This is a genomic window from Streptomyces sp. NPDC059895, assembly GCF_042731035.1.
Lineage (GTDB): Bacteria > Actinomycetota > Actinomycetes > Streptomycetales > Streptomycetaceae > Streptomyces.
In genome coordinates, this window is sequence record NZ_JBHWKO010000011.1 from 126,643 (window position 1) to 151,779 (window position 25,137).

A 25,137-nucleotide genomic window follows, 5' to 3' on the forward strand; every position below is an offset into this window, starting at 1 on the left:
CGCCGAGTACACGCCAGGAGGCACGCACGTGGGCTGGGATCCGCAGGAACTGGCAGCGGGGTGGCTCGCGTCGGTCACATACCCCGAGCGCGTGCGCGGCGCGTACCGCGCGAGCACGTCCGACTGGCTGCGGACCTGCCGTCACACGTCTCTCGAATGGGACAAGGTCGCCGCCCAGCACATCGCCCTGTGGGCCCACCGCCCGGGGGCACCGCACAGCGCCACCGCGCGCCGCGTCTCCGCCACACGCTCCTTCTACTCCTACGCCCTCGCCCACGGCGCGGTCGTCTACAACCCCGCCGCCCGCCGTCCCCGCCTCACCAACGCCGCCCAGCTCACCCCGAGCGCCCTCGACCCCTGGCAGACGGCGGTCCTCCTGGCCGCGGTGGACCGGCGGACGAGCCAGGACCGCGCCTGCGGCTATCTGCAACTCGGTCTGGGGCTGCGTTCCGGTGTGCTCGTCGCGCTCACCCTGGACGACCTCGTCTCCGACAGGGACGTCGCCCGCGGCCCGGACACCCTGCGCCTGCCGGAACCGGGAGGCGGCCACCGACTGGTCCCCCTCCCACCCGTCGTACGCGACGCCGTCGGCGCCTACCTGACACGCCGCCACCCGCCTCGCGACACCGCCCGCGGCGGCCCTCTCTTCACGGCGCGCGCCGGCACCAGGGTGCCGCGGCGGTATTTCTCGGATCTGCTGCGGGGGGTGGCTGAGGAGACGGGGGTGCTGCGGACGGCCATCACCACGTGGCCACACCGAGGAACTGATGTGATGTGCGATCAGTGACCGGGCAGGTTTCCGACCGCACAGCCACCGGCGGGGTGCGCAGCGGATGCCGGCGCCCGTGGCGGCCGACTCACCAACCGGGGTAGCGACTCCACCAGTGCGGATCCCAGCCCGGGACGTACTCGCTGCCGCTGGGCGAATCGGTCAGCTCGGTCAGCAGGTCGCGGGCCAGGGTGTCCAGCACCCACGCCAGTTCGTGGCGGCTCACCAGGCCGACGGGCAGTGCGTCGGCCCCGTGTACGGCGCCCAGCAGCGCGCCGGTCACACAGGCGACGGAGTCGCCGTCCGGAGCGGCCGCCGCGAAGTGCAGCGCGGCACCGATGTCCGCGCGGGCGGGGAAGGAAGCGGCGGTGTAGAGGCCGCCGAACAGCGCCGAGGGCGCGGTGGGGTCCGGTGCGAGCCGTGCGAGCCGGGTCAGGTCCGCGGGCTGCTCGACAGCGTCCCGGAGCGCCGCCGACAGACGGGCGAGCTCGTCACCGTCGTCCGTCCCGCCAACGGACGACAGCCTGGCGATGCCCTCTTGCAGTACCGCCGTCGTGGACGGCGCGAGAGCGCTCGGGTGGTCCCCCTCCCCGAGTGTGTGGGTGAGGCAGTGGTGGAGCAGCGCCGTCGCGTGAACGGTGGCGGACCGCGCGGCAGGGTCGCCGTGCGTGAGGGCGGCGATCTCGCCGGCCTGCGCGATCGCTCCCGGCCCGACCGCGGCAAGCGGCAGGGACCGGGTCAGCGCGTGGCAGCCCCTGCTCCCGGTGGCCATGCGCTCCTGACCTTCCTCGATGCGGGACAGGGCCGCGACCGTCGCCGGTGCGCTGCCTCGCCGCTCGGCCAACGCGGGCACCCCCGTCAGCCAGCCGTCCGGCCACACCGTGTCGGCGGCGCCGACGGTCCAGCGGCGGCGCATCCTCTCCGTCTCGATGCCCTGCAGTGCCGCCCAACGGCAGTAGGCGTGCAGGATCACCGAGGGCGGATGGCAGATTCCCTTGTGACTTCCGCGGACGATCGCGCGGATGCTGCCCTCGACGGTGAAGCAGGCCAATTGGGTGCTGACCCCGGCCCTCAGCGGGCCGTCGACGGGCACCTTGCCCCCAGCCGCTCCCAGGGTGTCCCCGATCGCCAGCCCGAGCAGCATCCCGCGCACCCGGGACTGCCGCGTGAGGAACTCCCTTCGGTGATCCTTTTCGGAGGGCAAGGCAACCGCCTCTCTCGTCGCGACTTGCCAGAGGTAAGCACTGGAGAAACTGGAACAGGTTCTGTGCAAGCGTATCCGGAGCCGGCCGACCGGGGTCGCTCGTGATGAGGCCGGCGGCCGGCACCCACGGGCCGCCCCCGGGCAGCCGTCACACGCCGCGCATCAGTTCCGCGTTGACCGCGTCCACCCTTGTGTACAGGGGTCCTTCGGTGACGATGCCCTCACCCGTTCCCCGGCGCCCCGCATCCACCCCGATGACGGTCACGAGCGCGTTGCCCAGCCCGACCACCACCCACCAGTCCCGCTCGTCCGCCCGCACCCGCCAGGTCGACTTCACCCACTTGCCGGTGTCGGTGCGCACCTCGGCCGACACCAGCTCCCAGCCCGCCGGGTCGAAGCGGGTCAACTCGTCCAGTGACGCGCCCCGTTCCCGCAGCCGCTCGGTCACGTGCTTGCCGTGCGCCTTCAGCCGCACGGGTTCGCGCAGGATGTGGCGGACCCGGGTGAAGAGGGAGGCCGGGCCCGACTCGACGTGGAAGCGGGCGGTCTCGAAACGGGGTGGCACGGTGAACTCCTCGAAGTGGTCCGGAGGTAACCGGAGGGTACGTGATCAGCGGTGCTGTCGGCCTTGGGGGACTGCGGCGGCGAGGCCGGCCCGCCACTCCGGGGCGTCCGGCTCCTCGTGGAACTCCAGAAGGTGCTGCCCGGCGTGGCGGGCGAGGGCGTCACGGACCTGGACCGGGGTGACGTGGAAGAACTCGCGCCGGGCATTGACCCGGTTGACCCGCCGGTCCTCGAACTCCTGGTGCAGGGCGCGTTCCAGACCGACGGCGTCGTCGCTGTAGATCAGCGCGTGCACGTCGAAGCGGAACGGCACGGAGGCGTCCCCGAGTTCGTTGACGCGGTCCATGGGGTCGAGGCGGCGGGTGAGGCCGATCTTGACCATGGACTCGCCGAAGGCTCCGATGTTGGAGATGACGTACACGTATCCCGCGCGGCGGTTGGCCTCGCGCTGGTCGATGGCCTGCTCCTCCGCGTCGATCTCGCCGAGCTTGCGCTCCAGTTCGGCGATCTGGGCCGGGTCCGCCTGCCCCGCGGAGCGTGCCCGGTCCAGGGCCAGGACGAGGCGGTTGCGCTCCTTGTCGAGGCGGGCGCGTTCGCGGGCGATCTCCCGTTCCAGGCGCTCCTCCTCGCGCTGCCGCGCCCGTTCCTCGCGGCGCCGCTCCTTCTCCTCCTCGATCTTGGCCAGGTGGTCGGCGGTCAACTCCAGTTCGCGCACCCGCAGCCGGTGGTACTCGTCGGTGACGTGGATCTGCATGGTCTTGCCGAGCCGTGCGATGGTCTCCCGCGATGTCGCCAACCGGTCGACGAGGGAGGCCAGGCGGTGCGGCTTCATGCCCCGCACGGCGGCGTCGGCCTCGGCGTTGTAGGCGCGCAGCATCAGCTTGGAGAAGTCGCGCACCATGCGGCGTCCCTCGGCGGCGGAGCCGTTGACCATCCAATCAGTGACCCCGACGACCGCCCGCCCGTTCTTGGTGAGCGTCTTGTACTGGTCCTTCAGGCGGTCGAGTTCGGCCTTGTAGGCCACCGCGTCCGCCAGCGGGTGGCGGTACTCGTAGATGCCGGCCTCCTGCAACAGCGCCAGGTCGTCGGTGACGACCAGACCGCTTCTGGCGGAGGCCAGCCGGCGCTCGGCCTCCTGCGCCTGCACCTCCATGTCGTGCAGTCGCTGTCGGGTGCCGCCGAGTTCGGTCTCGGCGCGTTCGGCGGCCGCCTCCACCTTCGCGTCGAGGACGGTGTCGATGCGCCGCACCTCGGCCAGGTGCTCGGCGTGGGTGCGGCGCAGGCGTTCGGTCTCCTGTACCAGGCGGACCGCGTCTGCGCCGGCGAGGGCGGTCAGTTCCGCGAGCAGGCGCTGGTTCTCCGCCCGCAGGGCCTCGGCGTCCGCGGCCCTGGCGTGCAGTTCCTCGCTCAGGCGGGCGGCTTCGGCCTCCGCTTCCCGGCGCCGACGGCCGAAGAGTCCGCCGCCGGAGGAGGGCGGGGACGAGGGCTGTGGTGCGGGGGTGGCGGCGGGGGCGGCCGGCGCGTACGGCGCAGGCGCGGGGGCCGTGAACGGCTGCGCGGGGACGGGGGTGTGGCCGGTGAACGGCTGCGCGGGGACGCGTGCGGGCCCGGGGAACGGCTGTCCCGTGGCAGGTGCGGGCCCGGGGAACGGCTGTCCCGTGGCAGGTGCGGGCCCGGCGATCGGCTGCCCTGACACGGGGTGAGCGGCCTGGCCCGTCTGCTGCGCGTACCACTGGCGCCATTGCTGCAAGCGGTCGGTGAGGGCTTGGCCGTCCCGCTTGTCCATGTTCTTGAACTCCGCAGACCACCCGGCGACGAACAGGGTGAGGTTTCCCTGGCCCAGCCCGCCCGCCCAGCGCAGGTCGGTGATCTCGCCGAGGGCGTGCGACACGAGCCGCTGGCCGGCCCAGCCCTGCGCCCGGAACAGGACGCGGCGGTCGGTGAGGACCAGCACGCCCAGGACGCCGTCGTGATGGGCGACGGCGAGGGCCTGCACGGTCTCATCGGGGGTCAGCACCTCGGGAAGGCTCTTCACCGAGCCCTTGACCGGGAACCAGATGCCCTTGATCGCGGCTGCTGCCGCGTCCACGTCGGGTCGGCGGGAGTGTACGGACAAGGGAGTTCGCTTTCTGTCGATCGTTGGCGTGCTCACGGGTGCGAGCGCGTCAGGCCCTGTTCCCGACGAAGGCGTGCGGGTGCGCGGGCAGGCGGGGCCTGCGCTGGGGAAGCGGGGGCCTCGGGGGCCGGATCCGGGTCCGGCGCCCTTGTGACCGCGCCGCTTCGGCGGCCCACACCCTCCCCAGGAAAATCAGGGAACACGTCTGTGGCATCGGTGATGATATCTACCTCCAACAGCATGAAAACCTTGATTGCGTCGGATATTTGATCCATCGCCTCGGGAAGCATCGCGGGGCTCCGCATCGGCGGCCTCGTCCTCACCGTGGAGCTGTTCGAAGCGTGCGGAACGCCGAGGAGACCGACGGGTGTGAGGTCGCCCCGGATGCGACCGGGGCCCGGTCCGTCACCGGCCGACGGACCTGACACGCCCGCAGCCCGCCCTCACGCGGCGGCCGGTATCCGGCGGTCCGACGGCGGCTCAGCCGACCTTCGTCCATTCCTGGCACCGGTTGGTCTTGAAGTACTCGCCGTCGTTGAGGGTCACGCGGCCCGGGCCCTCCAGGTTGTTGTTGGCGATGATGGAGTCGAATTCGCCGCTGGCGTCCTTGGCGCGCTCCCAGTAGCAGCCGAAGTCGCCCTCGGCGCCGGCCGTCTTGTAGGTACCGGGCTTGACGTCCTCGCCGACGAGGTACTCGCCCTCGCCCGAGAAGCTGATCGCCGGGCCGGGCTTCTCGGTCTTCTTCGGCTGGGCGGTGACGGTCTCGGTGACGGTGGGACCGGGCTCGGCCCCACCCTTCGCCGCCTGGGTGACGGTCACCGTCGGTCCCGGGGCGGCCTTGGTCCCGGACGTGCCGCCGTCCGTCTCGCCGTCCTCGCCGCTCGAACCGATGCCGACTCCGACGAGGAGGGCCACGAAGGGAATGACGCCGTGGACGAGCCGGCCTCTGCGGCGAGCCGAGGCGGCGGGCCGGCCCGGCGGGAACGCCGGGGGCGGCGCGCCCCAGGGGTTCTGGTGGTGCGGGCCGTGGCCCGGCGGGGTGCCCTGGCCGCCGGAAGCCGGAGAGGGACCGAAACTGCCGGGGTTCGGGGGCTGAGCGGTCATGGTGGAGCTCCGTTCTGCGAGGGTCGGTTCGGGATTCGTTCGGTGAGTTCAGCAGGTTGCTCGCGGTCGGCATGCTCCGCGGACTGTCGGTATTCCGCGGGGCCGGGCCGGGCCGGCGGCCCGCGGGCCGGCCGTTCCGTGCCCGGTCTGCGGGCGCGCGGGCACCGGAGGAGGCGAGCCGCCCGGTCGGGGCGCGGTCCGTCGGGCACGTCCCGGTCAGGCGAGGCCCTGTCAGGCCCTCAGTCCCCGGATCCGTCGTCCGGCCTCGGTGGCCGGGTAGAGGATCGCGTCGGCGACGCGGCCGCCGGAGTCCTTGACGCCGCCGCTGAAGTTGAGGCGGCCGGAGGTGCCTGCCTTGGCGGCGACGCCGTCCCAGTAGGCCGCCTCGCGCTCCCAACGGATGCCGTCGAGCAGCCGGTCCAGGTCGTCGGCGTCGATGCGGGAGGCCGCTTCGCTCCACGGCAGGGTGTGGTGGACGGCGATGCCCACGCCCGCGAGCACGGCGGGCGCGGTGAGGGCGCTGCGGGCGGCGAAGGCGGGGAACCGCTCGGAGATCAGCCGCGCCAGCAGCGGCACGACCACGGCCTCGGCCTCCTCGGCCGGCACCCCGGCGGGCAGTTCGTCCTCGTGCACCGACTCGGCGGAGCGGGCGAGGCCGGCCCTGCCGTAGAGGGTGGTGACGACGAGGGCGCGCAGCGCGGAAAGGGTGACGACCTCGCGGTCACCGGCCGCGACCTGCCGCTTGCTGGAGTTCACCAGCCTGCCGAACGGCACCCGCTGCCCGTCGACGTCGACCTTCACGGAGTCGGCGACCAGGTGCGCGAGCCGGGTGCCGAAGTCACGCTGGTCCATGGACATGGCCAGGTTCTTGGCGACGGCCACGCCCTGGACGTTGCGGTCGTAGAAGATCTGCCGCGCGTCCGCCGGCGCGAGACCGACGTACAGCTCGAAGGGGACGCGCACACGGGCCAGTTCGGGGTACGTCAGACCATACGTCTCGGGGTCGTCGTACAGGTCGTGCCAGGCGGTGGTCTGGGTCTCGCCGTCGATGGCGACGACCATCGTGCCCGGCGCGACGGTGAGGGTGCGCAGGCCGCTGCCGGGGACGAGTTCGTCGCTGACGGCGGCGAGCGGTCCGGCGTGCCACAGGGTGATCGGCGGGGTGGACCAGGCGGCGCCCAGCTCGCCCTTGAGGCCGGCGGCGATGTACTCGGCGTACGGCCCGACGTTCCTGCCCTTCTGCGACGACTTCAGCGTCCGCTGCACGGTCGCCCGCAGCTCGGCGTGACGGCGCACGAGACCGGAGGCGGCCTTCAGCTTCCTCGGGTCCTCCTCGGCGCGCGGCGACGGCACGAGCTGGACGAGCGTGGGCACGGACATCGTTCCGACGACGGCGTCGTCGCGGAACGGCATGACGGTGAGCCGGGTCCCCTCGATGACGCCGGTCGGCATGGTGAGGCGCATGGAACTCCCCCCGGAGTGTGTTCTGGACGATCACGGACGGCGCTCGCGGCGGTTGACCGAAGGCCGGGAAGGCGCGGCGGAACGGCACGGCTCGACGGCGCACCCGGCCACAGACCTACGGGACGGCCGCTTCCCGCCGGAAGCACCTACAGGTAAGCACGAGACCGAAAGCACCGTCAAACGGCTTGACAGATTTGACGCCTGCTGTAGGTTGTTGACGTCCGCTACCGAGAGGCTCAGGATCCCGCCCATGCCACCGTCATCCGCTCAGGTGACCGCCGCAGAGATCTCCCGTATCGCGGGGGTCACGCGCGCCACGGTCAGCAACTGGCGCCGCCGGCACGAGGACTTCCCCTCGCCGTCCGGTGGCACGGACAGCAGTCCGCTGTACGACCTGGAGTCCGTCCGCGCCTGGCTCGCCTCGCGCGGCCACACCTCGGCGTCGAGCCCGTCGGAAGAACTGCGCACGACCCTGCGCCTGCACGCGCAGGGCGGCGGCACGTCGGATCTCCTGCTCCTCGTCCTCGCGGCGGCGGCCTGCGCGCCGGAGGAGCTGACGGCCGCCACCCGGCTGCCGGACGCGGACCTCGTCGCCCGCGCACAGCGTGAGGCGTCCGCCGCGGCCGACGTCGTGCCGGGCGCGGACGTCGTCCGTTTCGGGGCGGGTGACACGGCGGTGCTGCGCGCGCTGTACACGTGTGTACGGGACGAGGGCGGGCAGGCGGCGCTGGGTGTGCTGGCGGAGCGGGAGCTGGAGGACAGTGCCGCGTCCGGCGCGTACCGGACGCCCCCACAGCTCGCGGACCTGCTCGCGCTCCTGATCCCCGGCTCCCCCGCCCGCGTCCTCGACCCGGCCTGCGGCAGCGGCACCCTCCTGGCGGCCGCCGCCCGCCGGGGTGCCCGCGAGCTGTACGGCCAGGACACGCTTCCGGTGCAGGCCCGGCGCAGCGCCGTGAGCCTGATGCTGACCATTCCGGGGGCCACGGTCACCGTCCGCGCCGCCGACAGCCTCCGCGCGGACGCCTTCCCCGACCTGCTCGCCGACGCGGTGCTGTGCAACCCGCCGTTCGGCGTCCGCGACTGGGGGCACGACGAGCTCGCGTACGACCCTCGCTGGGCGTACGGGGTCCCGCCCCGCGCCGAGTCGGAACTGGCGTGGGTGCAGCACGCGCTCGCCCACCTGACCTCCGGCGGCCACACGGCCCTGATCCTGCCGCCGGCCACGGCGGGCCGCGCGTCGGGGCGCCGGGTACGGGCGGAGCTCGTCCGCAGCGGGGCCCTGCGCGCGGTGATCGCACTGCCGGTCGGCGCGTCGGTGCCGTTGCACGTCGGTCTCCAGATCTGGGTGTTGCAACGGCCCGAGCCGGGTGGTCCGGAGCGCAAGTCGGTGCTGTTCGTGGACACGGCGGAGACGCCGACGGCGACCGCCGGACGCGGCGGCACCGCGCACACCCGGGGCGCCGGGCGGTCCGCCTCCCTGGACTGGGCCGGGCTCACGGCGCGGGTCCTCGGCGCGTGGCAGGCGTTCACGGAGAATCCGGACACGTTCGAGGGCGAGCCCGGTGTCGCGCACGCGGTCGGTGTGGTGGACCTGCTGGACGACGTGGTGGACCTGACCCCGGCCCGGCTGGTACGGGCGTCACGGGCCGAGGTCGATCCGGCGGAACTGGCGGAGGAGGTCGACGCCGCCCGCCGCGACCTCGTCGAGGCCGCGGAGTCCCTCGCGCGGACGGCCGGCCACGAGGACTGGAACGCCGCTGGAGCCACGGCACGCGAGTGGCGGACGGCGACGGTGGCCGACCTCGCGCGCGGTGGGGCGCTCACCCTGCTGCGAACGGTGCCGGAAGGTGCGCGGGCCCGCGCGGAGGGCGAGGCAGAGGAGACCGGGGGTCGCCCGGTCCTCACCGGCGCGGACATCGCGCGCGGCTCGGGTCCCACGGGCGACCCGGCGGAGCTGCGCAGCGTCGTGACCCCTCTGATCGCCGCCGGGGACGTCCTCGTCCGAGCGGTCGCGAGCGGGGCCGGCCCCATGGCCCGGGTCGCGGGCGAAGAGGACGCCGGCGCGCTGCTCGGCCCCCACGTCCACCTCTTCCGGCCGGACCCGAAGCGCCTGGACGCCTGGTTCCTGGCCGGGTTCATGGGCGCGGAGGACAACATCGCGGGCGCGTCGACGGGCAGCACGGTCCTGACGGTGAATCCGGGCCGGCTGCGCGTACCCCTGCTGCCGCTGGAGGAGCAGCGGCGGTACGGAGAGGCGTTCCGGCACGTGCACGAGCTGCGGGCGGAGGCGCGGCGGGCAACGCGGCTGGCGGAGGAGACGGCACGGCTGCTGGCGGGCGGGCTGACCGGGGGCCAGCTACTGCCCTCACGGGAGACAGCGGAGGCGCGTGGCCGGGGTGACGACTCGCCCCATTAGGCACGCAGGCCCTCACACATAGACCACACTTGTCGGACCGTCCCGGCCTGCTGAATCGGCTCGGGCGGTGGGGTTGGGACATTTCGGAAGGAATCCGGGGATCCAGTTGAACAGCAGTAAGCACACGGAGTTGGCGAACCACGCGTGGTCCGTCGCCGACCTCCTGCGGGGGGACTACAAGCAGTCCGACTACGGCAAGGTCATCCTGCCGTTCACGGTGCTGCGGCGCCTGGAGTGCGTGCTGGAGCCGACGCGCGAGAAGGTTGCGGAGATCGCGGAGCAGCACAAGGACAGCGGGATCGACCCGGACCGCTTCCTGCGGCGAGCCGCGGGCCACTCCTTCTACAACAAGTCCGGCCTGACCCTTAAGAAGATCGCGGACGACCCGCAGAACGCGGCGCAGAACCTTCAGGTGTACGTGGGCGCGTTCTCCGACAACGCGCGGGGCGTGCTGGAACGCTTCGAGTTCGCCCAGCAGATCAAGCGGCTGGACAGCGCGGGGCTCCTCTACAAGGTCATCGGCAAGTTCACGGACCTGGACCTGCGCCCCGAGGTCGTGCCCAACCACAACATGGGCTACATCTTCGAGGAACTGATCCGCCGCTTCGCGGAGCAGTCCAACGAGACGGCCGGTGAGCACTTCACCCCGCGCGAGGTCATCCAGCTGATGGTGCGGCTGCTCGTCGCCCCGGACGGTGACGCGCTCCAGCTCCCCGGTACGGTGCGCACGGTCCTCGACCCGGCCTGCGGCACGGGCGGCATGCTCTCCGCGATGGACGACCTCATCACCGAGTTCAACGAGGACGCCACGGTGGAGGTGTACGGACAGGAGCTCAACCCCGAGTCGTGGGCGATCTGCCGTTCCGACCTCATGATCAAGGGCCAGAACCCGGAGAACATCGCCTTCGGCAACTCCTTCTCCGACGACGGCCACACCCGCAAGACCTTCGACTACATGCTGGCCAACCCGCCGTTCGGCGTGGAGTGGAAGAAGGTCAAGGACGAGGTCGAGCACGAGCACAAGGCACTGGGCGAGGCCGGCCGCTTCGGGGCGGGGCTGCCGCGCATCAACGACGGTTCGCTGCTGTTCCTCCAGCACATGATCGACAAGATGAAGCCGGTCGACGTGAACGGCGGGGGCGGCTCGCGCATCGCGATCGTCTTCAACGGCTCGCCGCTCTTCACGGGCGCGGCCGGCTCGGGCGAGTCGGAGATCCGCCGCTGGATCCTGGAGAACGACTGGCTGGAGGGCATCGTCGCCCTGCCGGACCAGCTGTTCTACAACACCGGCATCTCGACGTACTTTTGGATCCTGACCAACCGGAAGAACCCGGACCACAAGGGCAAGGTCGTGCTGCTGGACGCGCGCGACCAGTGGCAGAAGATGCGGAAGTCGCTGGGCGACAAGCGCAAAGAGCTGGGCAAGGACCACATCGCGACGGTGGTCAAGCTGTACGGCGAGGCGCTGGCCGTAGCGGGCGATGCGGAACACCCGCTGCACGGCAAGGTGAAGGTCTTCTGGAACGAGGACTTCGGCTACCAGCGGATCACGGTCGAGCGTCCGCTGAAGCTGCGGTTCGAGGTGACGGAGGAGACGCTGGCGGCGCTGGAAGCGTCCAAGGTCATCCAGAAGCTGCCGCAGGCTTCGGCGCTGGCGGACGCTTGCAAGTCCCTGGTGGGCACGGGCTGGGGTACGAAGCAGGAGGCCTGGCTCGCGTTGAAGGACGCGGTGGTGCAGGCCGGCGGGACGTGGCCGACGGGAGCGCCGTTCAACAAGGCGCTGCGGGACGTGATCGGGGTGCGGGCCCCGGAGGGGGAGGTTCAACTCGTCAAGGCACAGCCCGAACCGGACACAGAGCTGCGGGACTACGAGAATGTGCCGTTGGTCGAGGACGTCGAGGAACACATGAAACGGGAGGTCTACCCGCACGCGCCAGACGCCTGGATCGACCACAGCAAGACGAAGGTCGGGTACGAGATTCCGTTCACGCGGCACTTCTACGTGTACAAGCCGCCCAGGCCGTTGACGGAGATCGACGCGGAGCTGAAGGCGTTGGAGGCAAGCATTCAGGAGCTCCTTGGGGAGGTCACGGAATGACTTCCTACCGCATCAAGGACATTGCTAGGATAAACCGCCAGACACTTCCGGAAGACACAGATCCGGATTTCAGGTTCCGCTACGTCGACATCTCCGCAGTGGATTCCCTGGGGAATGTCACGGTACCAGAGGACGATATCACCTTCGCCAAGGCACCATCCCGCGCCAGGCGTCTCGCCTCAGCGGGTTCGGTGGCGATTTCCACCGTCCGGACGTACCTACGCGCTATCGGCACCGTACCGGAGACGCGCGACCCGCTGGTGTTTTCGACCGGATTCGCCGTGCTGGAAGCAGGACCGCTGGCCGATGGTCGATTCCTCGCCTACTACTGCCGCTCACAACCCTTTATCGACGACGTTGTAGCCCGGTCCACCGGAGTCAGTTACCCCGCCATCAATCCGAGCGAAATCGGCAACCTCCCCATGCCGCTGCTTCCACTCGAGAGACAGCGCCGTATCGCCGACTTCCTCGACGCCGAAACCGCCCACATAGACGGACTGATCCAGTCTCGCAAAGCACAGATCGAACTTCTGCGAGACCGTCAGGCGGCTTTGAAAGCGAGGTGCGTGACGTACGACGGAGCAGACCGACTAGAACATCCCGTTCTGGGCAGAATAAATCCATTTTGGAAAATTCTACCCCTACGGCGAGCGATTCCGGCGATCAATGTCGGTGTCGTGATCAACCCGTCACACTTCTTCTCCGAGTCGGGAGTCCCCTTCATTCACGGATTCAACGTCAGAGAAGGCTTCATTTCATCCAACGGGATGAAATTCATGACGGAAGAGGACAACGAGGCTCACCGGCGCTCCAAGGTGTTCGCTGGAGATGTACTCGTTGTCCGCGCAGGCGCCACGGCGGGCCGCGCCGCTATGGTCGGGGACGAGTTCAATAAGTCGAACTGCGCTTCGGTTCTCATCCTCAGAAGAAGCGAAGGGGTATATCCGAAATACCTCGAAACTTTCTTCAATTCCGCATCGGGTAAGGGGCAGGTCTCCTTCTCGCAGTACGGGGCCGCACAAGAGGTGATCAGCGCCGGCCAGGTGGGATCCTTCGTTCTGCCGGTACCAGAGCTCAACGAGCAGAAGGAGCGAGTCGCACGGTTGGAGGCCGCTACTCGGCAAACCAGCCATCTGGAGAATGCGTTCCACAATCAGGTGGCCATCCTCCAGGAGCGCCGCCAAGCCCTCATCACCGCCGCCGTAACCGGCCAGTTCGACGTATCCACCGCCAGCGGTCGCAACGTAACCGAAGGAGTACCCGCATGAGCCCCGTGCATGACGAGTCCTCCTTCGGGTCCGCCATCGTCGCCGCTCTGTGCGAGCGGGGCTGGCGGGAGGCCGATCCCAAGGACTACAAGGCCGACCTCGGGCTCGACACCGACGAGCTGTACGAGTTCGTCCGCGAAACCCAGCCCGACGAGTGGAGCGAACTCCTCACCGTCTACGGCGGCAACTCCGACGAGGCCGAGCGAGGCTTTGCCCAGCGTCTCGACCGGGCCATCGCAGATGACGGCCTCCTCCACGTCCTCCGCAACGGCGTCAAGGACCGAGGTGTCCGCCTCCGCGTCGCCTACTTCAAGCCCAACCTCGTCTCCGCCGACTCGGTCCTCGACGGCTACCGGGCCAACCGCCTGACCGTCGTCCGGGAACTGCGGTACGCCACCAAGCAGGCCGACTGGGGCCACGAACTCGACCTGACCCTGTTCCTCAATGGCATCCCCGTCGCCACCGCCGAGCTGAAGAACCCGCTCACCGGGCAGGGCGTCGAGCAGGCCAAGGAGCAGTACCGGACGGACCGCGACCCGACCGAGCTGATCTTCACGCGTCGCGTGATCGCCAACTTCGCGGTCGACCCGGACCTGGTCTTCGTCGCCACCCAACTGCGCGGTAAGGCAACCCGGTTCCTCCCCTTCAACACCGGCTCGAACGGCCCCGGCCAGCCCGGCGGGGCCGGCAACCCGGAACCGACCGCCCACGGCACGTACGCCACCTCGTACCTCTGGGAACAGGTCTGGCAGCGGGACAACTGGCTCGACCTCCTCCAGCGTTTCGTGCACCAGCAGAAGCACAAGACGCCCGGCGGCGGCACCACCAAGTCGACGATCTTCCCCCGCTTCCACCAGTGGGACGTGGTCCGCAAGCTCACCGCGCACGCCTCCGTACACGGCGCCGGCCAGAACTACCTGGTCATGGCCTCCGCCGGCTCCGGCAAGTCGAACACCATCGGCTGGCTGGCCCACCGCCTCAGCGACCTGCACGCCCGCCGCGATCCGCACGTTCTCAACCCCGATGCCCTCGCCGACGGCCGCATCAAGCCCGGTGAGCCGGTCTTCGACAAGGTCATCGTCATCACCGACCGCCGCGCGCTGGACGCACAGCTCTCGGCGACGGTCGGCAGCTTCTCGCAGACCGACGGCCTGGTCGTGAAGGTCGACGAGAAGCACGGGGCGAAGAGCGAGCAGCTCGCCCGGGCCCTCTCCCGGGACACCGGGAAGATCGTCACCGTCACCCTGCACTCGTTCCCGGCACTGCTCGACTACATCAAGCGCAACCCCACCGAGATCAAGGGCACCCGCTTCGCGATCATCGTGGACGAGGCGCACTCCTCCCAGTCCGGCGACGCCGCGACCGCCGTGAAGTCGGCCCTACGCGACCTCGGCCTGGACGCGGACTCGGACGACGAGGGCGCGACCACGGTCACCGTGGACGACAAGCTGAAGGCGAAGGCGGTGGAACGCTCCCGCGCCGCCAACCTCTCCTACTTCGCCTTCACCGCCACGCCCAAGTCCAAGACGCTCGAACTCTTCGGCACGGAGGGCGTGGAGAACGGCAAGCCCGTCTACCGCCCCTTCCACACGTACTCCATGCGCCAGGCCATCGAGGAGGGCTTCATCCTCGACCCCCTGCGCAACTACGTCACGTACAACACGTACTGGAAGCTGGCGAACCTCAACCACGACGAGAAGGAGGTCGACCCCTCCAAGGCGAACAGCCTGCTCGCCCGGTTCGCGCTCATGCACGAGCACACCGTGTCCCAGCACGCCCAAGTGATCGTCGAGCACTTCGTCGCCCACACCCGCGGCCGGCTCGGTGGCCGGGCCAAGGCCATGGTGGTCACGGCGTCCCGCCATTCCGCCGTGCAGATGGCCCGTGCCATCCGTAGTTACATCGCTGACCGCGACTACGACACCAAGTACCCGGACCTCGGTGTCCTGGTCGCCTTCTCCGGGTCCCTCACCATCGACGGCGAGGAGACCACCGAGAGCAAGGAGAACGGTGGTCTCTCGGAGAGCGCGCTGCCGAAGGCGTTCGGCTACACCCGCGCCGACGACAAGGCAGCGAAGGCCGGCGGCAAGGGGCAGCAGGAGTACCGGATCCTGGTCGTCGCCGAGAAGTACCAGACCGGCTTCGACCAGCCGTTGCTGACGACGATGTACGTCAACAAGACGCTGACCGGCATCGCCGCCGTGCAGACCCTGTCCCGCCTCAACCGCACCGCGGAACGCAAGTCCCAGGCCGACCTGGCCGTCCTGGACTTCGTCAACGAGGCCGAGGACATCCAGGATGCCTTCCGCCCGTACTTCGAGGAGGCGCACACCCTGCCCTCCGACCCGAACCTGCTCTACACGGCGCAGAGCCGCGTCATGTCCGCCCCGGTCATCTCCGAGCAGGACATGGACGAGTTCGTCGCCGCGTACCTGGCGGCGCAGGAGAAGGCCGCCGGCTCACAGTCCAAGTGGGAGAAGCTGCACGCCGAGCTGTACCGGCTCCTCTCCCCCGCCGTCATCCGCTTCACCGCCCTCCTGGAGAGCGAGGAGGAGGACGACGTCGAGACCGCCGAGGACTTCCGCGCCAACCTCAACGACTACGTCCGCAAGTACGGTTTCCTCGCGCAGATCGTCCCGTACCAGGACGCCGAGCTGGAACGCCTGTACCTCTACGGGCGCTACCTGCTCAACCGGCTTCCCCGGCTCGCGGACGGCGGAGTCGACATAGGCGAGGTGGATCTCAGTCACCTGCGGGTGGAGAAGACCGGCGAGCACGACGTCTCCCTCAACCCCGAGGGCGCGGCCGAGCTCAAGGGCTTCGGGGACGGCGTCGGCGGTGCCAAGGACGCCGAGAAGTCACTGCTGTCCGAGCTGATCGAGAGGTTCAACGCCAAGTTCGGCACGGAGTTCAGCGAGGAGGACGTCCTCCCGGCCTTCAACGCCACCAAGGAGGACCCGAAGGTCCGGGCCGCCGCCCTCGTCAACGACGAGGAGAACTTCGGCATCGTCTGGGACAAGAAGTTCGAGGAGAACATGATGGATCACGTATCCACCATCGACACCCTCGGCAAGCGGTACTTCGGCGCCGACCGGGACTTCAAGTCCAACCTCGACCGCAGCGCCCGCCGGGCCGCTTGGCGGATGATCCGCCGGGAGGAAGGGCTGGACGACTTCTGAGGCGAGCGGGCCCGGTACGACGTGCGTACCGGGCCCGCTCGCCTCACGTCCGCCCGTTCAGTGCTCGGCGGCCATCCGCACGAAGCCGCCCCATGCTTCGACGCTGAAGGACAGCCTGGCTTCTACAGGCCGCTTGGAATCACGTACCCAGACGGCTTCGCCGGTCCCGGCGACCTCGACGCACTCGCCGCCCTCCGCGCCGCTGTAGCTGCTCTTGATCCAAGCGACTTCGACGCACTCGCCGCCATTGCCTGTGCTGTAGCTGCTCTTGCGCCACGACTCACCCGTGTTCATAGCTCTCCCAGCACCTTCTCTACGAATCCCAGGGACTCTCGCGGAGTGAGAGCCTGGCTTCGGATGATCCCATAACGCGCTGAGATGGACCGTACTTCGTTCCGGTCAGTGACCAGGATGCTGCGACCTTGTACCTCCAGGTACGCGATCTGTTCGCCCTTCTTCGGGGTGATCAGCGTGAACGGGCCATCAACACCGGCGTTGTCCTCTTGGTCGTTCGCCATGACCTGGATCTCGACGTTGCGTCGGTGTCCGATCAAGAGGATGTTCTCAAGCACTCCGCGCAGTACGGCCCTGCCGCCGAACGGCTTGCGTAACACGGCCTCTTCGATGACGAAGCTCACCAGTGGTGCCGGCCAACGAGCGAAGGTCTCCTGCCGCGACAGTCGTGCTGAGACACGCTGTTCAATCGTGTCCTCATCCAGCAACGGTCGCCGCATGGCGAGCAGGGCCCGTGTGTATTCCTCGGTCTGCAGAAGCCCCGGGACTGCCTGGACCGCGTAGAGAAAGAGCTCGTGAGCCTCCGACTCAAGCCGCGCCGCGTCCCTGAAGAAGGCCGGGTACTGGGCCTTCGCCACCTCCTCCTTCAGCGCCGTGAGCACCCCACCGGCCCCCAACACCTCATCCGCCTGCTCGATGAACTGAGGCTGCGGAATCCGCCTCCCCTGCTCAATGGACGCCACCGTGTCCGCCGAGTACCCCACCCGCTTCCCGAACTCCGCCCGCTCCAGCCCCGCCCGCGTCCGCAGCAGCTTCAACTGCCGCCCGAACGCGGTCACGACACCCGAACCCGGATCGTCCTCCGGCCGCCGCTGCTGCCGCTGCCCCGCTTCTTCGTCCCGTACGGTCACCGTCTTGCCGCCTCTCCCCTGCGTACCGCCAGGTACAGCGCCCGCGCACGCGCCGTACGAAGGATCAACGTCAGCGCGTCACCACTGGTCACGCTACGCCACGAGACGCCACCGTGAGTGCATGACCGCAACACAACCACCCCCCACCACCCACCGGTTCACGATGCGCTTCAGCTCCACCTCACGCGGCGCCCGCCTGGCCCGACGGCTGTGCGGGCACCGGCTCGACGCCTGGGGCGTCCGGTACGGCAGCGACGCGCACGACGCCGTCACCCTCATCGCGGCGGAGCTGTGCGCGAACGCCGTACGGCACGGGCACGTGGCCGGTCGGGACTTCCACGTCCTCCTCACCGCCGACCCGGCCACCGGCACCGTACGGATCGAAGTCGGCGACACCCGCGGTGAACGCCTCCCCCGCGTCCCCTCCGCCGCACCGGAGGCCGGCACTCCAGGAGACAGCGGCCGCGGGCTGCTGCTCGTCGAGGCGCTCGCCGACCGCTGGGGGTGCACCGCACGCGCCGAGGGCGGTCCGGGCAAGACCGTCTGGGCGGAGTACGCCGCTCCCGGCCTGACCTGACGCCACGGGCCTCCCGCGAGCTGTCTGGACGCGCCGAACTCCCACCAGCGACACTGATCCCCGAGCACATCGAAGACCACTTCGGATACTCGACGGGGGCGGGGGCCAGGTGCCGGACGTACGGCGGATCGCGGGACGCTACGAACTGCTGGAGCAGTTCGGCCACGGTGGCATGGGTGACGTGTGGCGGGGTTACGACGCCGTCCTGGACAGGCCGGTCGCCGTGAAGCTGATCCGGCCCCAGGCGGTGACGTCGCCTCACCTGGCGGAGGAGTTCGCGAAGCGGTTCCGGCGCGAGGCGCGGATCACCGCGCGGATCCAGCACCCCGGCGTGCCGCAGGTGTACGACGCGGTGCTCGACGAGTCGTACGAGCAGCTGTACCTGGTGATGGAGCTGGTCGACGGCGTGCCGCTGAGCGCGTACGTGCACCCGGACCGGCCGCTCCCCGTCAGCTGGGCGGTGGCCGTGGCGGCGCAGGTCGCGACCGTGCTGTCGTACGCGCACGACGTGCCCGTGGTGCACCGCGACCTGAAACCGGGCAACATCCTCGTCGCGCGGGACGGCACCGTGAAGGTGCTCGACTTCGGCATCGCGGCCATCCTGCAGACGGACGTCACCCGGCTGACCGCGACAGGCAGCCCCATCGGGACGCACCAGTACATGGCGCCGGAGCAGGTGCGCGGCGGGCGGGTCACGCCACGCACCGACCTGTACGCGCTGGGGTGCGTCCTGCACGAGTTGCTGTGCGGGCGGCTGCTGTTCAGCGGCGACGGCGAGTTCCATCTGATGATGCAGCACGTCAACGCGGCGCCGACGCCCCTGCGTCAGCTGCGGGCCGACATACCGGAGGGGTTGGAGGAGCTGGTCCTGCACCTGCTCCGCAAGGCGCCCGAGGCACGTCCGGCGGACGTGCAGGAGGTGTACGAGCGGCTGCGGCCCTTCCTGCCGGCGCCCGGTGAGGAGGCCGTACCGGAGGAGGGGCCCGCCGGGGCACCCGATCCGACCGGCGTGTTCCGCCGTCCGTACGCGCCGCGCTCGCGTGCCGGTGCCGCGGGCGCACGGCCCGCCGCACCCACCACCGGGGCCGCCGCGCCGCCCGCCGTTCCCGAGGCCGAACGGGAGGCGCTGCGGGAACAGATCCGCGAGGTCCACGAGCACTACCGGGCGTTGATGGAGGAGGAACGGTACGCGCAGGCGGCCGAGGTGGTGGACGAGGTGATCGAGCCGGCCGCACGCGCCCTGGGTTCGGAGAACAAGGCGGTCCTCCGACTGCGCATGTTCCGGGCGGTCAGCCGTCAGCTGGCCGGTGACCACCGTGCCGCACTGCCCGAATTCGAGGCGCTCGCCGACGCGTACGGACGCGTCAGCGGCCCGAGCAGCGAGGACGCCCGGGAGAGCCGCGCCCAGGCGGCCCGCTGCCGCGGTGAACTCGGCCAGGTCACCGAGGCGCTCGCCGGCCTGCACAGCGTCCTCGCGGTCGTCAGCTCCGTCGACGGCGACGTGAGCGAGGAGGCCGTCGAACTGCGCCGCGACATCGGCATGCTGCTGCTCGCGCAGGGACGGGCGGCCGACGCGTTCGCGGTCCTGGACCCGCTGCACACCGACCTGTGCGTGGTGTGGGGGCCCGACGACGAACTCACGGCCGAGGTGGCCGAGACGCTGGCGGTGATCCGTCTGGATCTCGACGGCGGACCCGCCGGTTCGCGCACCTGACCTGGCCCTCCCTCTCCGCCGCTCACCGCCCGGCCCTTAGGATCCCTCCATGCCGCAGCTCGCCTTCGACATCGGTTTCTTCGCCGAACTCCCCAAGCTCCAGCCTCCGGTCAGGAAGGGCGTCCTGGAGGCCTGGGAGAAGTTCGACCGGCTCACCCTCGATCAGCTCTTCAAGGACCCGGGGCTGAAGCTGGAGAGCCTGACGAACGCGCAGGACAAGCAGATCCGGACGATCCGCATCGACCAGTTCTGGCGTGGTGTCGTCCTCGCTCCGCCCTCCGGGGACACCTTCCTGCTGCTGCGGGTCATGCCGCACGACAAGGCCATCGCCTGGGCGAAGAAGCAGAAGGCCAGCATCAACGAGGTGACCCGGGCCGTCGAGATCCGGGACGCGGCGACCCTGGAGGAGATCACGCCGGGGTACGAGCAGGTGGCGCGCACCTCGCCGAAGGAGCGGTTGTTCGCGAAGTTCTCGGACGGCGACCTGACCGCCCTCGGCATCGACGCCGAGACGCTGCGGCAGGCCCGGTCGCTGGTCGACAAGGAGCAGTTGGAGGTGTTCGCGCCGCTGCTGCCGCAGGACCAGCGGGAGGTGCTGCAGTACCTCGCGGAGGGCTGCACGGTCGAGGAGGTCTGGCAGGACATCGTCGCGCCGGCCCTGCAGGCGTCGTCGCAGCCGGTGGACGCCCAGGACTACGACACCGCGATCCGGCACAGCCGGGCCCGCATCGCGCTGGTCACCGCCTCCGCGGAGTTGCGGGAGATCCTCGAGAAGCCCTTCGCGGCCTGGCGCGTCTTCCTGCACCCCTCGCAGCGGAAGGTGGCCTACCGGGCGTCCTACTCGGGACCCGCCCAGGTCACCGGCGGGCCGGGCACCGGCAAGACCGTCGTCGCGCTGCACCGGGTCAAGCACCTGCTCGGGCACCTGCGCGACGGGGACCGCATCCTCCTCACGACGTACACGAACGCGCTCGTCAACGCGCTCCGCTCCGGTCTGGAGTCCCTGGTGGAGGACCCGGAACTGCGCGCGCGGGTGGACATCTCCACGGTGGACGGCTTCGCCAGCCGTGTCGTCGCCGAAACACCGGGGGCGGTGGCCCTGCGGCCGCTGATGAACAACGAGGAGGCGAGCCGCTGGGGCAAGGCCGCGAAGGCCACGGGCTTCACCGGCAGCCCGCAGTTCCTCGCCCAGGAGTACCGGCACGTCATCCTGGCGCAGGACATCAGGAACCTGGCCGCGTACGAGGCGGCGGACCGGCGCGGCCGCGGAAGCCGGTTGACGGCGGCACAACGGCCCCTGGTGTGGGAGACGGTGGAGCGGTTCACGTCCGGCCTGGCCGCGGACGGGGCCCGCACCTGGCTGCAGACGTGCGCGGAGGCGGCCCGGCTGCTGGAGGAGAAAGGCCCGCCGTACCGGCACGTCGTGGTGGACGAGGCGCAGGACCTGCACCCGGCGCAGTGGCGGCTGCTGCGCGCGGCCGTACCCGCCCGCCCGGACGACCTGTTCATCGCGGGCGACCCGCACCAGCGCATCTACGACGCGAAGGTGTCGCTGAAGTCGCTCGGCATCAAGGTGACCGGGCGGTCGGTGAAGCTGCGCAAGAACTACCGCAGCACCCAGGAGATCCTGCGCTGGTCCACGGCCCTGCTCGTCGGCCGCCCCATCGCCCAGCTCGAGGACGAGGGCCGCGACGACACGCTGCTCGGGTACCGCTCCGCGCTGCACGGTGACGGGCCCGCCGTGCACACGGCGGCGACCGAGGAAGCCGAACTCGACGCGCTCGTCGCTCGGATACGGGCGTGGCTGGAGGCAGGCGTCGGCGCCGGGGAGATAGGGGTCAGCACCCGCTTCAACAAGACGTGCACGAAGACGGTGGCGCACCTCAAGGCCGCCGGCCTCCCCGCCGTACCGCTGCGGACAGCCGATCCCGCGAAGGACGCTGAAGCCGTCCGGGTCGGAACCATGCACTCCTTCAAGGGGCTGGAGTTCCGCTGCGTCGCCGTGGTCGGCGTCAACGAGGACGCACTGCCGTTCGCGAAGGCCGTCACGCCCGCCGACGTGGACGCGCAGCAGCACGAGACGGACGTGATGTCCGAACGCTGCCTGCTGTTCGTCGCCTGCACGAGGGCCCGCGACGGACTGTACGTCTCCTGGTCCGGCAAGCCCAGCCCGTTCCTCGTGGAGGCGGGTGTGTGAGGTCAGAGCACCGCGTGCACGGCCACGGGCAGACGGCCGTGGCCGTCCGTGACGAGTGACAGGCAGTGGTCATCGGTGTGTGATGTCGGCAGGAGGGCAGCTCATGAAGGCTCAGGGGTCAGCGCTGCAAGGGGCGAGGATACTCGAAAGCGCCCCGGACCGCTTCGGCTGGACGCTGCTGCGCCTCGCCGTACCCATCTCCTTCACCTGCGGGAACTGTCACCGGCCGACGGTGGCCGCCGAGGTTGCCGTCGGGACCGTGGACATGGGCACCACCCTGGTGTACTGCTCGGATTGCCGCCGTCGGCACACGGCAGGCGATACAGGCACCTCCGAAGCGCGCGCCACCGCGCCAGTCGTCGTGTCCGTGCCTCGGGACACCCCCGGCAAGGAGGAGCCTGCCACCGACCCCGGCCAGACGGTGGTGATCCGGCAGCCGGACCCTGGTGAGCCGCACGACGTGATCGAGACGAAGTCCGAAGTGCAGTGGACGTTCGTGCTCCGCACCCGCCATCTCGACAACGGCCTGTGTCCGCTGCCTTCGCGAGCCGCGGGGCGCGTCCGAAGAGCGAAGGTGGTGCAACTCCACGACGGCCGCGCGTTCCCGACGGTGCTGCTGGCCTCTCTGCACAAGAAAACCACCAAGGAGCACGTCCGCGGTATCCGATGGCCGCGGACGCAGATCATGCCGGGCACACGGGTCACGGCCACGTTGTGCAACGGACAACTGAGGCTCTGTCTGCACCCGTTGCCACGTCCGGTCCTGATCGCGAGGAGAAGGTTCCTTTTCGAGTACGACCCTCGAGTCGTCGTCCGTGACCTCCCCGCGAGTCAGGCGCGGTCCCGGACCGGTGACGTCGCCTCGCTCGACGGGTTGGTGCAGGAGACGGTCCGCAAGCTCGGCTACCTCGACGAGCACGGCCGCGCGCTCCTGCCGTTGGACAACCTGATCAGCAACGTCCGCGGGCTTCACGGCTCCGGACAGCACACGAGCGATGCCGTCCGGGCAGCCGTGAACAGACTCATGGGCAGTAAGCGGCTCACCTGGGAGACAGGCAGCTACGGGTCGAGCGGCATCCTCAACTTCCCAGCTCGGCCGGGCGAGAAGAAAATCAGACTCGTCTGCTACAGGCCCTTCGTGCTGCCCAAGCACGAGAACGGGCCAGAGCGGGTGGTGCATCTGCCCAGCGCCTCCTCGCGGCATGGAGTGGCCGGGCACCTGATGAGGATCGACCACTTGGGCAAGCAGGCCAGTGACACGGCGCAGACCGCATACTCGGAGGCACACCGCAGGGCCGGCCTGGCCGGGTCCCACAGACTCCCGGAAGGCCACACCTACGTCAGGCCCCACCAGCGTGGCGGCAAGTAGCCGGAGGCGCAGTACAAGGTTGTACGACCATCCGTTGCGATGCGGATCGACACGCGTCCGGTCGCGGCCTTCTCCTCGTCACTCGCCCTCGCCGACGATCGGGGCGTCACTGACCGCCGCTCCGGTCCCGCAAGTCCGTGTGGGCGGTGGTGGGCACCGCGTCGAGTGATCCGCCGGGCGCACCTCGGTGAGCACCCGGCGGATCGCCCTGTCCTCGGTCGCGGTGCGGAACGATGCAAAGAGCCACCAACGCGTCGAGGTATCGGGCACACCCCGCGCCACTCACCAAGCGAATGCGAGCGCGCCTACGCCTACGCGGGCAGCGCAGGGAACACGACCACCGAGCCGTCCTTGTCGCGGGCGATCTCGATCGCCACGTCCGTCGCGCGGCTGTCGGCCATGACGCCGTCGCCAAGCCTGTGGATCCGGTTCGCCGCGCGCATCAGGCGATCGACCTCACCGGTCGTGAAGACGGGCCGCAAACCTTGCGGGCGTGCCAGCTCCAGCGCCGACAGGCGTCCCAGGACAGTGGCGACGTCCGACTCCAGTTTGTCGAGGCGCTGCTGGTCGGCCTTGAGCGCGCGGACGAAGTTCTCGAACAGGTTGCCGGGGTCGGCCTGGGCGTGCTCGACCGCTTGCAGAACGATGACCCGCCGCTTCAGCGCGATCGCCAAGGCGGCGAGTTCGAGGTGGGTGCGGAACGTGCCGCCGTCCTCGTCGACGCCGGGGAACGCCTTGGTCAGCGTGCCGATCTCGACGGCCTTGCCGTCGGGCAGCTTGTCGAGTGCGCTCTGCCATTGGGCGAGGCGGCGGTCGGCGGCGGCCAGCGCCTTGCTGATGGCATGCACTGCCGAGTCCAGCCCCAGTGAGACACCGATCTTGCCCTGATCGAGCAGGATGGCGGTGGCTTTGTCGATGGCGTCGCGGCAGCCGTCGAGTTCACTGCGCTCGTCGTCGAGCTTCTCGTCGTGCAGTTGCTCCAGCAGTTCCGTGATGTGTTCGATGGCCTGCTGGCGCTTGTGGTCGGCATGCGCGCTCACCCCCACCGCCACGGCCATGAGCACGAGCGGCGCGGCCACGGTGAGCGCCGCGCTGCCGGCGGCCGCGACGCCGGCTGTCGCACCGGCTCCACCGACCGCGCCCGCTGTTGCCGCTCTACCGACCGGCACGAACGCCGCGCCGGCGGCGATGCGGCCCGTCGGTTGCACGAATGCACCGCGGATGCCACCGGCCACCCCCTTCGCCGCCATCGGGCGAACGACGCCCTGCGCGAACTGGGCGGCGACCTTCGCCGGAACCACCATGCGGTACAGGCCTTCGCCTGCGGCGGTCGCCGTGGCCGCCGCAGAGGAACTTCGCGCCGATTGCGTGATGAGCTGCGACAGGTGCTGAGCCAGGGGGCTCACGGCGTCGAGCGGGATACCTCGGCTGCGGTCGAACTCGTCGGGCAACGGATGTACTTCAAGTGTGGCGATGGGCTCGTCGGCCAGGGCCGCCAGCACACTGCGCAATTCAGCCAGGCGCTCAGCCGTCATCGGCTCGTCTCCGGCCAGTGCGGGCACCCGGACGTCGCCGGTCGCCAGCGTCCACACCGGAACGATTGCCTTGCGGTCGTCAGTCATCGTCTCCCCTTGTTCTCCGACGACAGCCTACGGCTGACGTCCGACACTTCCGTGCCGTCGAGGCAGACGTTCGACGCCTCGACTCTCCGGCACAGACCCCGTTAGAGCGCGCCAGGGCGGTGCGGCGGCAGTCGGGCAGGGCCAGAAGATCCGCGGCGACCGTTTCGACCGCGACGGGTTGCTCCAGACAGACGTCCGTCCCCTGCCAGACCTGCCCCATCGGCCCCCCTACCGAGGATCCAATCCAGCCCGTATCCGCTGCGCAGCACCGTAGCGGCGGCGAACTGCTACACGTTCACTTCCTTCCGTCGGCCCCCGCATGTGTCGGTGC

17 protein-coding genes are annotated in these 25,137 nt (G+C 70.1%); 9 read left to right on the forward strand and 8 right to left on the reverse strand.

Annotated features, from left to right (window positions below):
• Window positions 1–28 precede the first annotated feature (28 nt).
• Window positions 29–787: a tyrosine-type recombinase/integrase gene (locus tag ACFV9M_RS15780; protein WP_385074204.1), complete on the forward strand. Its 759-nt coding sequence runs from the start codon at window positions 29–31 to the stop codon at window positions 785–787.
• A 70-nt stretch (window positions 788–857) separates the two neighbouring features.
• Here the strand turns inward: ACFV9M_RS15780 and ACFV9M_RS15785 are convergent, their stop codons facing one another.
• The 5 genes from ACFV9M_RS15785 to ACFV9M_RS15805 all read right to left on the reverse strand — a co-directional run bounded on the left by ACFV9M_RS15785 (window position 858) and on the right by ACFV9M_RS15805 (window position 7,221).
• Window positions 858–1,973, reverse strand: a complete 1,116-nt coding sequence (locus ACFV9M_RS15785) for an ADP-ribosylglycohydrolase family protein (RefSeq protein ID WP_385074201.1) — start codon at window positions 1,971–1,973, stop codon at window positions 858–860.
• Between the two features lie 148 nt (window positions 1,974–2,121).
• Window positions 2,122–2,538 (reverse strand): hypothetical protein, encoded by a 417-nt coding sequence (locus ACFV9M_RS15790; protein ID WP_385074198.1) that lies wholly within the window; start codon window positions 2,536–2,538, stop codon window positions 2,122–2,124.
• A gap of 45 nt (window positions 2,539–2,583) precedes the next feature.
• Window positions 2,584–4,653 (reverse strand): DUF4041 domain-containing protein, encoded by a 2,070-nt coding sequence (locus ACFV9M_RS15795; RefSeq protein ID WP_385102460.1) that lies wholly within the window; start codon window positions 4,651–4,653, stop codon window positions 2,584–2,586.
• A 480-nt stretch (window positions 4,654–5,133) separates the two neighbouring features.
• Complete coding sequence (locus ACFV9M_RS15800) at window positions 5,134–5,757, reverse strand: hypothetical protein (protein ID WP_385074193.1); 624 nt, start codon at window positions 5,755–5,757, stop codon at window positions 5,134–5,136.
• Between the two features lie 231 nt (window positions 5,758–5,988).
• Window positions 5,989–7,221, reverse strand: a complete 1,233-nt coding sequence (locus tag ACFV9M_RS15805; RefSeq protein WP_385074190.1) for a hypothetical protein — start codon at window positions 7,219–7,221, stop codon at window positions 5,989–5,991.
• Between the two features lie 250 nt (window positions 7,222–7,471).
• Here ACFV9M_RS15805 and ACFV9M_RS15810 point away from each other — a divergent pair, with 250 nt between their 5' ends.
• The 4 genes from ACFV9M_RS15810 to ACFV9M_RS15825 all read left to right on the forward strand — a co-directional run bounded on the left by ACFV9M_RS15810 (window position 7,472) and on the right by ACFV9M_RS15825 (window position 16,182).
• On the forward strand, window positions 7,472–9,637 hold the full coding sequence (locus ACFV9M_RS15810; RefSeq protein WP_385074188.1) for an N-6 DNA methylase: 2,166 nt from the start codon (window positions 7,472–7,474) through the stop codon (window positions 9,635–9,637).
• 106 nt (window positions 9,638–9,743) lie between these two features.
• Complete coding sequence (locus ACFV9M_RS15815; RefSeq protein ID WP_385074185.1) at window positions 9,744–11,735, forward strand: N-6 DNA methylase; 1,992 nt, start codon at window positions 9,744–9,746, stop codon at window positions 11,733–11,735.
• Window positions 11,732–13,003 (forward strand): restriction endonuclease subunit S, encoded by a 1,272-nt coding sequence (locus ACFV9M_RS15820; protein ID WP_385074182.1) that lies wholly within the window; start codon window positions 11,732–11,734, stop codon window positions 13,001–13,003. Before ACFV9M_RS15815 ends, ACFV9M_RS15820 begins: the two co-directional genes overlap by 4 nt.
• Complete coding sequence (locus ACFV9M_RS15825; protein ID WP_385074180.1) at window positions 13,000–16,182, forward strand: type I restriction endonuclease subunit R; 3,183 nt, start codon at window positions 13,000–13,002, stop codon at window positions 16,180–16,182. Before ACFV9M_RS15820 ends, ACFV9M_RS15825 begins: the two co-directional genes overlap by 4 nt.
• Before the next feature lie 57 nt (window positions 16,183–16,239).
• Here ACFV9M_RS15825 and ACFV9M_RS15830 read toward each other — a convergent pair whose 3' ends face one another.
• The gene (locus tag ACFV9M_RS15830; protein ID WP_385074177.1) at window positions 16,240–16,476 is read right to left on the reverse strand and encodes a DUF397 domain-containing protein; all 237 of its coding nucleotides are present in this window, start codon (window positions 16,474–16,476) and stop codon (window positions 16,240–16,242) included.
• On the reverse strand, window positions 16,473–17,327 hold the full coding sequence (locus ACFV9M_RS15835) for a helix-turn-helix domain-containing protein (protein WP_385074175.1): 855 nt from the start codon (window positions 17,325–17,327) through the stop codon (window positions 16,473–16,475). The genes ACFV9M_RS15830 and ACFV9M_RS15835 overlap by 4 nt, the downstream gene beginning before the upstream one ends.
• A 121-nt stretch (window positions 17,328–17,448) precedes the next feature.
• Here ACFV9M_RS15835 and ACFV9M_RS15840 point away from each other — a divergent pair, with 121 nt between their 5' ends.
• From ACFV9M_RS15840 to ACFV9M_RS15855, 4 genes are all read left to right on the forward strand, one after another.
• Window positions 17,449–17,904, forward strand: a complete 456-nt coding sequence (locus ACFV9M_RS15840; protein WP_385074173.1) for an ATP-binding protein — start codon at window positions 17,449–17,451, stop codon at window positions 17,902–17,904.
• A 172-nt stretch (window positions 17,905–18,076) separates the two neighbouring features.
• The gene (locus tag ACFV9M_RS15845; protein WP_385074224.1) at window positions 18,077–19,618 is read left to right on the forward strand and encodes a protein kinase; all 1,542 of its coding nucleotides are present in this window, start codon (window positions 18,077–18,079) and stop codon (window positions 19,616–19,618) included.
• Between the two features lie 49 nt (window positions 19,619–19,667).
• Entirely contained in the window at window positions 19,668–21,815 is a 2,148-nt protein-coding gene (locus ACFV9M_RS15850) for a UvrD-helicase domain-containing protein (protein ID WP_385074171.1), read from the forward strand.
• A gap of 103 nt (window positions 21,816–21,918) precedes the next feature.
• The gene (locus ACFV9M_RS15855; protein WP_385074169.1) at window positions 21,919–23,184 is read left to right on the forward strand and encodes a hypothetical protein; all 1,266 of its coding nucleotides are present in this window, start codon (window positions 21,919–21,921) and stop codon (window positions 23,182–23,184) included.
• Window positions 23,185–23,495: 311 nt separating this feature from the next.
• Here the strand turns inward: ACFV9M_RS15855 and ACFV9M_RS15860 are convergent, their stop codons facing one another.
• Entirely contained in the window at window positions 23,496–24,806 is a 1,311-nt protein-coding gene (locus tag ACFV9M_RS15860) for a hypothetical protein (protein ID WP_385074166.1), read from the reverse strand.
• Between the last annotated feature and the right edge of the window lie 331 nt (window positions 24,807–25,137).